At 50.3% G+C, this 8,774-nt stretch carries 8 protein-coding genes; 5 read left to right on the top strand and 3 right to left on the bottom strand.

What is annotated here, in order from left to right; all coding sequences use genetic code 11:
- Window positions 1–263 precede the first annotated feature (263 nt).
- Entirely contained in the window at window positions 264–1,142 is an 879-nt protein-coding gene (gene htpX, locus BZG79_RS10975) for a protease HtpX (RefSeq protein WP_077774404.1), read from the top strand.
- A 66-nt stretch (window positions 1,143–1,208) separates the two neighbouring features.
- Here the strand turns inward: htpX and BZG79_RS10970 are convergent, their stop codons facing one another.
- On the bottom strand, window positions 1,209–2,135 hold the full coding sequence (locus BZG79_RS10970) for a DMT family transporter (protein WP_077774403.1): 927 nt from the start codon (window positions 2,133–2,135) through the stop codon (window positions 1,209–1,211).
- A 144-nt stretch (window positions 2,136–2,279) separates the two neighbouring features.
- Here BZG79_RS10970 and BZG79_RS10965 point away from each other — a divergent pair, with 144 nt between their 5' ends.
- Window positions 2,280–2,729 (top strand): Lrp/AsnC family transcriptional regulator, encoded by a 450-nt coding sequence (locus tag BZG79_RS10965; RefSeq protein ID WP_077461312.1) that lies wholly within the window; start codon window positions 2,280–2,282, stop codon window positions 2,727–2,729.
- Window positions 2,730–2,801: 72 nt separating this feature from the next.
- Here the strand turns inward: BZG79_RS10965 and trxC are convergent, their stop codons facing one another.
- Together trxC and BZG79_RS10955 are read right to left on the bottom strand one after the other, a co-directional pair.
- Window positions 2,802–3,233: a thioredoxin TrxC gene (gene trxC / locus BZG79_RS10960; RefSeq protein ID WP_021024404.1), complete on the bottom strand. Its 432-nt coding sequence runs from the start codon at window positions 3,231–3,233 to the stop codon at window positions 2,802–2,804.
- A gap of 132 nt (window positions 3,234–3,365) precedes the next feature.
- Window positions 3,366–4,502: a M14-type cytosolic carboxypeptidase gene (locus BZG79_RS10955; RefSeq protein ID WP_077576552.1), complete on the bottom strand. Its 1,137-nt coding sequence runs from the start codon at window positions 4,500–4,502 to the stop codon at window positions 3,366–3,368.
- Between the two features lie 225 nt (window positions 4,503–4,727).
- Here BZG79_RS10955 and BZG79_RS10950 point away from each other — a divergent pair, with 225 nt between their 5' ends.
- The 3 genes from BZG79_RS10950 to uvrC all read left to right on the top strand — a co-directional run.
- On the top strand, window positions 4,728–6,176 hold the full coding sequence (locus BZG79_RS10950; protein ID WP_077774402.1) for an NAD-dependent succinate-semialdehyde dehydrogenase: 1,449 nt from the start codon (window positions 4,728–4,730) through the stop codon (window positions 6,174–6,176).
- Between the two features lie 300 nt (window positions 6,177–6,476).
- Window positions 6,477–7,121: a UvrY/SirA/GacA family response regulator transcription factor gene (uvrY, locus tag BZG79_RS10945; RefSeq protein ID WP_077461315.1), complete on the top strand. Its 645-nt coding sequence runs from the start codon at window positions 6,477–6,479 to the stop codon at window positions 7,119–7,121.
- A gap of 29 nt (window positions 7,122–7,150) precedes the next feature.
- On the top strand, window positions 7,151–8,774 hold a 1,624-nt coding region (gene uvrC, locus BZG79_RS10940), incomplete at its 3' end, for an excinuclease ABC subunit UvrC (protein WP_077774401.1).

Below are 8,774 nucleotides of genomic sequence, written 5' to 3'. Positions count from 1 at the left end.
ATATATAGCTTGGCGAGAAGTCACATTTTATTTAGATTAGATGGGAATAACGTGCCACACTAACTGGTCGGAGCTTGATGACGACATCACTTTATTGGTAACAAAATGCATCAAAGGATTGTTTTTATCTTGAATGCCCATACTATTTTCATCAATACAGCTTTCACCAATACAATTTTTACTAATACAACGTCCACCAATACAACTTCTACCAATACAACAAGCAAGCGCTGAACACTGGGTTTAAGCGACGGAGAGACATAATGAAACGCATAGGATTATTTCTTGCTACCAACTTTGCGGTACTGATTGTATTTAGCATTGTGCTAAATATTATTTATGCCGTGACTGGCATGCAGCCGGGGAGCTTGTCCGGACTGCTAGTGCTGGCGGCCGTCTTCGGTTTTGGTGGTTCGATCATTTCGCTACTGATGTCTAAATCGATGGCGCTTCGTTCTGTCGGCGCGCAAGTGATTGAGCATCCACGTAACGAAACCGAGCACTGGCTAATGAACACCGTGAGCCAACAAACACAACGTGCTGGGATTGGCATGCCAACGGTCGCGATTTATAACTCACCCGATATCAACGCCTTTGCCACCGGTGCTAAGCGTAACGATTCTGTCGTGGCGGTCTCGACCGGGTTAATGCAAAACATGACCCGCGATGAAGCCGAAGCGGTACTGGCGCATGAAATCAGTCACATCGCTAATGGTGACATGATCACCATGACCTTAATGCAAGGCGTCGTGAACACCTTCGTGATCTTTATTTCACGTGTGATCGCAGGGGCAGTCAGTGGCATGRATAGTGACGAAGAAGGCGAAGGCGGCGGCAACTGGATGATGTATTTCCTGATCTCTTCCGTGTTGGAAATCGTCTTTGGTATTCTGGCCAGCATCCTCACCATGTGGTTTAGCCGTCATCGTGAATTCCGTGCTGATGCCGGATCTGCGCAGCTGGTGGGCAAACAGAAAATGATTGCAGCACTTGAGCGCTTAAAAGTGAGCCAAGAGCCAAAGCTAGAAGGATCGATGATGGCGTTCGGTATCAACGGCAAGAAAACACTGAGCGAGTTGTTTATGACGCACCCGCCGCTAGAAAAACGCATTGATGCCTTGCGTCGTGGTGATCACTTATAACGGGCGCTTTTTCATGCTCGACCACAGCCAGCATCAAATCATGCTGGCGAATGATAAGTACCAAGTTTAAGCGGCCTGCGGGTCGCTTTTTGTTTGTGCACGACGCCATTTGATCACATCACTGGCTAACACAGCGCCAAGCACGATCAACGCCATCGCCGCCAGCGTGAGTATGCTAACCGTTTCACCAAAAACCGGTATGGCCATTAACGCGGCCACCACAGGCGTAAATGCCCCCATCGCGGCACTCATTTCAGCTCCTAACCGGCGAATGGCAAAGGCGTAGCTGTAGTTGGCAATAATCCCCACGCCCAAGCCTTGAGCAAAAATGTGATAGCCAAGTTCATTGAATGGCGCTTGGAGTAGGTTAAACGAAATAAGCCCACTCAATGCGCCCACTGGCAGCAGTAATACAGCCGATATCGCTAATACCGCACCGGCTTCCGCAGCACTTAATCCTGTCACGCGTACGCCAATGGTAAACCAGGCCCAACTGATACTGGCTGCGAGCAAAATCAGATGGCCTTGGGTGACAGGCCAAGGTGAAAAGAATAAGGAGTGCCATAAAAATGCGCCAATACCGAGCACAATCAGACTAATGCCTAATCGTCGTCCCATGGAGAGCGATTCGCCATAAACAGTCCAAGCAATGGTGGAAACAAACAGCGGCAAGATCCCAGGTATTAATGAGGCTCCGTCAGCCACAGGCGCAAACTGCATCCCCGTGGCAGCCAGCAGATAAAACGGTAATCCTGCGCCAAATGCAATCGCAAACAGATAACGTTTGGGGGTAGTGACAATATGGCGTACTCGATGACGACTCAACCAACCAAATAACAACGCGGCGGGTAAGAAGCGCAATAAGGCAATATCGCCACTGGTCAATACCGATTGGCTGGCCTGACGTAATGAAATAAATAAGCTTGCCCAGATGGTCACGGTCAAGCCCATGGCAAGCATGCCCAATAAACGTTGTGAAGGTGCAGGCATCATTAATCACTTCCTTGTCGATTCGTTATTTAAGTGTGACAGCGTCAAAGAAGAGATTGGTGGCAAAATAAAGGATGATTTGAGCCAGGATTAGCGATTATCATCTTTTTATGGCTATAAATTAATAAAAACCATCAAGGAGGCGGTTTGGACAATAAAGACAAAGCGATTCTTGCGTTATTGCAGGATGATGCGCGCCGTACTGTTGCCGAGATAGCCGATGCGGTTGGGCTCTCGTTTTCGCCGTGCGCAAGACGGATTAAAAAGCTTGAGGCTGATGGGATCATTGCCTCATACCAGGTCACACTCAACCGTCAGCGGATTGGGCTAAACATGACATTTTTTGTCAATGTCAGCCTGAGTAACCACCGAGAAGAGGCAATTGTTACCTTTGAGCATGCGCTAGTGGAAATGGATGAAGTGATTAACGGCCATGTGATATCGGGCACGTATGATTATTTACTGGAAGTAGTCAGTCGCGATCTGCCGCACTACGAAGCCTTTATGCGTCAGTTGCAAACGCTCGCCATGGTGAAAGACATCAATACCAATGTGGCGATCCGCGCGGTAAAACAAGGCGCAGCACTCAAGGTATAGCGCAGCGCTCAAGGCATAGCGCTGCGCCAGAATCACACGATGGAAAAACGGCGATAAACCGATAGTGCGTGATTAGCTAAGGTGCTGGTTGACCCAGTCGCTGAACGCATTTTGTGGCAAAGCACCATTTAAGACATCAACCCGTTCGCCGTTTTTAAACACCATCAGGGTCGGAATGCTACGAATGCGATATTGCGCCGCGAGGGCTTGTTGGGCCTCGGTATCAATTTTCACAAAACGGGCACGACCTGATTCCTGCTCTGCCACTGCTTCAAAAGCGGGTGCAAAGCTTTGACAGGGGCCGCACCAGGTAGCCCAGAAATCGACGACAACCGGCTTGTCGCTATTTAATAAAGCGGCAAAGTTATCTGTAGTGCCTTCGATAGGCTTGCCATCGAGCAGTGCCGATTGACACTTACCACAGTTAGGTGCGTCATTAATGCGCGCTTCAGGAATACGGTTGGTTGCTTGGCAGTGGGGGCAGCGCGAGGTAAGAGTTGTCATTGTGCGTCCTCGTTGAATGATTTACCCCTAATGTAAGCGCCTTTGTGTGATAGCCCAAGTCGAAATAATCAATCACTTAAATAGNGTCACCGGCTCGTTTTCTTTTGCCTTACTGCTTGCTAGCTAGCCTTGTTAAAGGCCATCAACCACGCCAAGGATTGCGCTGAGCATGTCTCGGCCAAATGCTTGGCTGCGCGCGGGTGACCAGCCAAAGTCAGGATCGGGATGATTGTTATGATCTTTAAACGGCATTTCGACCGTGTACGACAAACACTTAAAGCGCTCACCAATCCAATTTGAGCCAACGGTTAAGTTCGCTTTGCCTGGTGCATCTTTTTCATAGCCGTGCTCGTCTTGAAACTCCGGCGTCACGGTAAGCAGCGTACGCTTAAATCTGTCTTCCAAGTCCGCCATGCGCGCATCATAAGAGGGGATGCCCTCACAGCCGGCGACAAAGTTATATGGGATGGCCTCGTCACCGTGGATATCCAAACACATTTTTACCCCAGTTTGCTCCATACGGGCACGAACATGATACACCTCGGGACTGCGTTCAAGGGTGGGCGACTGCCACTCGCGGTTCAAGTTTGCGCCCACCGCATTAGTGCGTAGGTGGCCGCGCACACTGCCGTCGGGATTCATATTCGGCACCACATAAAAATCAGCTTTTTCTAGTAATGCCTGTGCAGTGGTATCGGTGTCGTCAAGCAATCGGTCGAGTAAACCTTCCATAAACCACTCCGCCATGCTTTCGCCGGGATGCTGGCGCGCAATCAGCCAAATGGGCGTTTTCGGTTGGGCAGACTCGCTTAAATCCGCGCGGATTTTCAACAAACTAATATCACGACCATCCAAGGTTTGTCCTAGCGTTTCGAGCTGGCACTGTGGATAGGTCTGCGCCTGATGAATGAGATCCAAATGGCGTTCATAGCTATAAGGCGCGAAGTAGGCAAAGTACATCGAACCATGTTGCGGCGTGACCTTAATCGTCAAGGTGTCGCCATCAAACTCGGTTGGCACGCGGAACCAGGTATCACGGTCATATGAGGCAACGGCTTGGTAATCTTTCCAGCCTTCAGGATAGGCCGACCCAGCGAGCTGTTGAATGTGGAGTGTATGAGCCTGATCCACGTCCGCTTCTAAGCGAAAATGGAACCACTGATAAAATTCAGATTGATTGTCATGATGAATGGCAAGCTGGATATTATTGATGTCGCTATCATTCAGAACGCGAATATTCCCGCTATCGAACTGACTAAAAATACGCATAGAGCATCCTTTTTCTGTTGAAGGGCCAGCTGTGTTTGCGCCGGAAGGATAAGCCTTATTATTATTTTCGCTTCGTCTGTTGCCTATTTGAGCAGACATTGGGCGTTTACAGGCTTATGCTGGTTAATCTCAGTGATTATCTTGCCGTGCCAAAGGTGAGCTGGCAAGGTGCTATCAAGATTCAAGCGAACTCGTCAGCCTTTTGAACACAAAAAAGGAGCCATTATGCAGCTTCACGATCAGGCGCTACTCAAATCTCAGGCCTTAATTAATGGCCAATGGGTTGATGCCAATCATCAAACCACACGTTCAGTCACTAATCCTGCTAACGGTGAGTGCTTGGCAACGGTGCCCAATATGGGGGCGGAGGAAACACGTCGTGCGATTGATGCTGCTGACGCCGCCTTGCCCGAGTGGCGATCACTTACCGCCAAAGCTCGAGCTGAGATCCTTTTTCGCTGGTATGAGCTCATGCTCGAGCATACCGAGGACTTAGCCGCGATCATGACCGCGGAGCAGGGCAAACCGCTGAAAGAATCTGCCGGTGAGATCCAATACGCCGCGTCGTTTTTGCAATGGTTTGCTGAAGAAGCCAAACGTGTGAATGGCGCAACTATTCCTGCCGAGCAGGCCGATAAACGCATCTCCGTGATCAAGCAGCCCATAGGTGTGACAGCAGCCATCACGCCTTGGAATTTCCCCGCCGCCATGATCACCCGTAAAGCAGCGGCCGCGCTTGCTGCCGGTTGTACCATGGTGGTCAAACCGGCCAGCGACACCCCTTTATCAGCGTTGGCGTTGGGTGAATTAGCGCAGCGTGCCGGCGTACCTGCTGGCGTGCTAAGCATTATCACCGGGACGGCGGGTCCGATTGCAGATACCTTATGTGCCGATGTACGTGTGCGTAAACTCTCCTTTACCGGCTCGACCGACATTGGCGCGCAGCTAATGGAAAAATGTGCGCCAAGCATTAAAAAGCTGTCGTTGGAGCTTGGCGGTAACGCCCCATTCATCGTCTTTGATGACGCCGATATTGATGCCGCCGTAGAAGGGGCGATTGCCGCTAAATTCCGTAACGCGGGACAAACATGCGTGTGCGTGAATCGTATTTACGTGCAATCGCGTATTTATGACGCATTTGCTGAAAAATTCACCCAGGCAGTGAGCCAATTACGCGTTGGGCAGGGTACTGACAGCAACGTTGACATTGGTCCGTTGATTAATCGTGGCGCCATCGACAAAGTGAAAGCACACTTGGACGATGCCCAGCAACACGGTGGCAAGATTTTATTGGGGGGTGACTGCCCCGATTTAGGCGACAACTTCACCCAACCGGCGGTGATTAAACACGCGACCTCGGCGATGCGGATTGCGAAAGAAGAGACCTTTGGTCCTGTCGCACCGCTGTTCGCTTTCGACGATGAAGCGGAAGCCATCGCCATGGCCAACGATACCGAATTTGGTTTAGCGTCGTATTTTTATGCCCGTGACATCAGCCGTGTACACCGCGTTGCCGAAGCGCTGGAATATGGCATGGTGGGGATTAATACCGGTTTGATCTCAACGGCGGTAGCACCGTTCGGAGGGGTCAAACAATCTGGGTTAGGACGCGAAGGATCGCAATGGGGCTTGGATGAATACCTCGAAATGAAGTACCTATGTTTGGCGCTGTAACCATGTGCTGGCATAACGACACACGGAAAGCGTGTACATCTGGTGTGGAAAATTACTGACACATCATCAACACGCCACCTGGGTTATAGCCGCGAGACTGGTGAGATTGTCGCCGTATTGGCGACGATCTCGTCACTTGGGTTGTTTTTTATCAGCTTAATGTATGAATATTTGTGATTCGGCACATCTGCTCTGTTGTTGCCTTTTCATCCGTGGTAAAACTTAAGAGATGCGTAAGACAAGTCCAACCGTTGCGTTCACGCAGCATGTTGGCGAACCAAACCAAGTGGAGATACAAGTTTGATCAATGTTTTTCTTGTAGATGATCACGAGCTGGTTCGCACAGGGATTCGACGTCTTTTAGAAGACGTTCGTGGCATAAAAGTGGTAGGGGAAGCCGACAGCGGTGAAGCCGCACTCAAGTGGTGCCGGCAAAATCACGCCGATATTGTCCTGATGGACATGAATATGCCAGGTATCGGCGGGTTGGAGGCCACACGTAAGTTGCTTCGCTACTCGCCAGACGCCAAAATTATTGTGCTCACAATTCACACTGAAAATCCGTTCCCAACCAAGGTGATGCAAGCCGGTGCGGCAGGGTATCTCACCAAGGGCGCAGGGGCTGATGAAGTAGTGAATGCGATCCGCATGGTGAACAGTGGCCAACGCTACATTTCACCTGATATTGCCCAGCAAATGGCGCTGAGTCAGTTTTCTACCTCTTCTGATAATCCTTTCAAAGAGCTGTCAGAGCGCGAACTGCAGATCATGTTAATGATCACCAAAGGGCAAAAAGTGACCGATATTTCAGAGCAGTTAAACCTCAGTCCAAAGACGGTGAACAGTTATCGCTATCGCTTATTTAGCAAGCTAGATATCAATGGTGATGTGGAGCTAACCCACCTTGCTATTCGTCACGGCATGTTAGATACCGAAAGCCTTTAAAGCGAAGTTAAGCAGTACGAGATCGCGCAGTGCCAAACACCTTTGATGCCAAGAGTTTTCTTAAAACCGTGCCTCACCAGCCAGGCGTTTATCGAATGATGAACGCCACCGGTGAGATCATCTATGTGGGTAAAGCGAAAGATCTCAGCAAGCGATTAGCCAGTTACTTCCGGCTTCAGGTGTCGAGTGAGAAAACCAAAGCACTCGTCCGTCACATTGCTGATGTGGAAGTCACCGTCACCCACACTGAAACCGAAGCGTTAATTCTTGAGCACAACCTGATCAAGCAGCATCGTCCAAAATACAACGTCTTGCTGCGTGATGATAAAACCTACCCGTACATTTACCTCAGTGGCCATGAGCACCCACGGCTGGCGATCCATCGTGGCGCGAAAAAGAAAAAGGGCGAATATTTTGGCCCGTTTCCCGATGCCAACGCGGTGCGTAAAAGCCTGCACTTATTGCAGAAAATCTTTCCTGTTCGCCAGTGTGAAGACTCGGTGTATGCCAACCGCAGCCGTCCGTGTTTAATGTATCAAATTGGCCGCTGTGCCGGGCCGTGTGTGTCTGGGCTGATCAGTGATGAAGAGTATGCCGAGCAAGTTAATTTTGCCCGCATGTTTTTACAAGGCAAAGATCGCGAAGTGATCGACAGCTTGGTCGCCAAGATGGAAACTGCCAGCCAACAGCTGCAGTTTGAAAAGGCCGCCGAGTACCGCGATCAAATTCAAGCGTTGCGGCGCGTGCAAGAGCAGCAATTTGTCTCGCAAGATAGTGACGATGATCTGGATGTGATTGGCTTTGCGGTCGAAAATGGTGTCGCCTGTATCCATGTGCTCTTTTTGCGCCAAGGCAAAGTGCTGGGTAGCCGCAGCCATTTCCCCAAGATGCCTGCCGAGACCGAGCCAGGTGAAGTGGTTTCAAGCTTTGTCAGCCAGTTTTATTTGGCGCAAGCGGAAGGGCGCACTATTCCAAGCCATATTCTGATTTCAGACGATATTGGCGATGATCTTGGCTGGCTATCGACGACCCTGAGTGAAATCGCCGGGCGCAACGTCCAGCTACAAAGTCGACCAAGGGGCGCTAGAGCGCGATTCTTAAAGTTGGCCAACACCAATGCGCGCACCGCCTTGACCAGTAAAATCAATCATCGGATGACCATCCAACACCGTTATCAGGCGCTACAACAAACTTTGGGCTTGGAGCCGGTTAAACGGATGGAGTGTTTTGATATTAGCCACACCATGGGCGAGAAAACGGTCGCCTCTTGTGTGGTGTTCAATCAAGATGGCCCCCTGAAAAAAGAGTACCGCCGTTATAATATTGAAGGGATCACCGGCGGTGATGATTATGCGGCGATGGCGCAAGTGCTGACGCGTCGGTATAGTAAGCAAGTTGAGCCGGAAAAAATCCCCGACATTATCGTGATTGACGGCGGCAAAGGGCAGCTTAACCGCGCCTGGGAAGTGCTTGAACCCCTAATCGCTGACTGGCCGATTAACCCGCTGATATTAGGTGTGGCAAAAGGCACCAGCCGTCGACCTGGGCTAGAAACCTTAATTAAGATCTCAGGCGAAGAATTTTCGCTGCCGTCCGACTCGCCAGCCTTGCACCTGATTCAACATATTCGTGACGAAAGCCACGACCATGCGA

It is taken from the genome of Salinivibrio sp. MA427 (genome assembly GCF_001996115.1).
Lineage (GTDB): Bacteria > Pseudomonadota > Gammaproteobacteria > Enterobacterales > Vibrionaceae > Salinivibrio > Salinivibrio costicola.
The sequence above is the reverse complement of the archived record's forward strand: the minus strand, read 5'-3'. Positions and strand labels throughout refer to the sequence as shown.

Excerpts from the sequence above, each read along its gene's own strand:
- BZG79_RS10970 (WP_077774403.1), bottom strand. The coding sequence starts at position 2,135 with ATGATGCCTGCACCTTCACAACGTTTATTGGGCATGCTTGCCATGGGC.
- BZG79_RS10955 (WP_077576552.1), bottom strand. The coding sequence starts at position 4,502 with ATGCGTATTTTTAGTCAGTTCGATAGCGGGAATATTCGCGTTCTGAAT.
- trxC (WP_021024404.1), bottom strand. The coding sequence starts at position 3,233 with ATGACAACTCTTACCTCGCGCTGCCCCCACTGCCAAGCAACCAACCGT.
- BZG79_RS10950 (WP_077774402.1), top strand. The coding sequence starts at position 4,728 with ATGCAGCTTCACGATCAGGCGCTACTCAAATCTCAGGCCTTAATTAAT.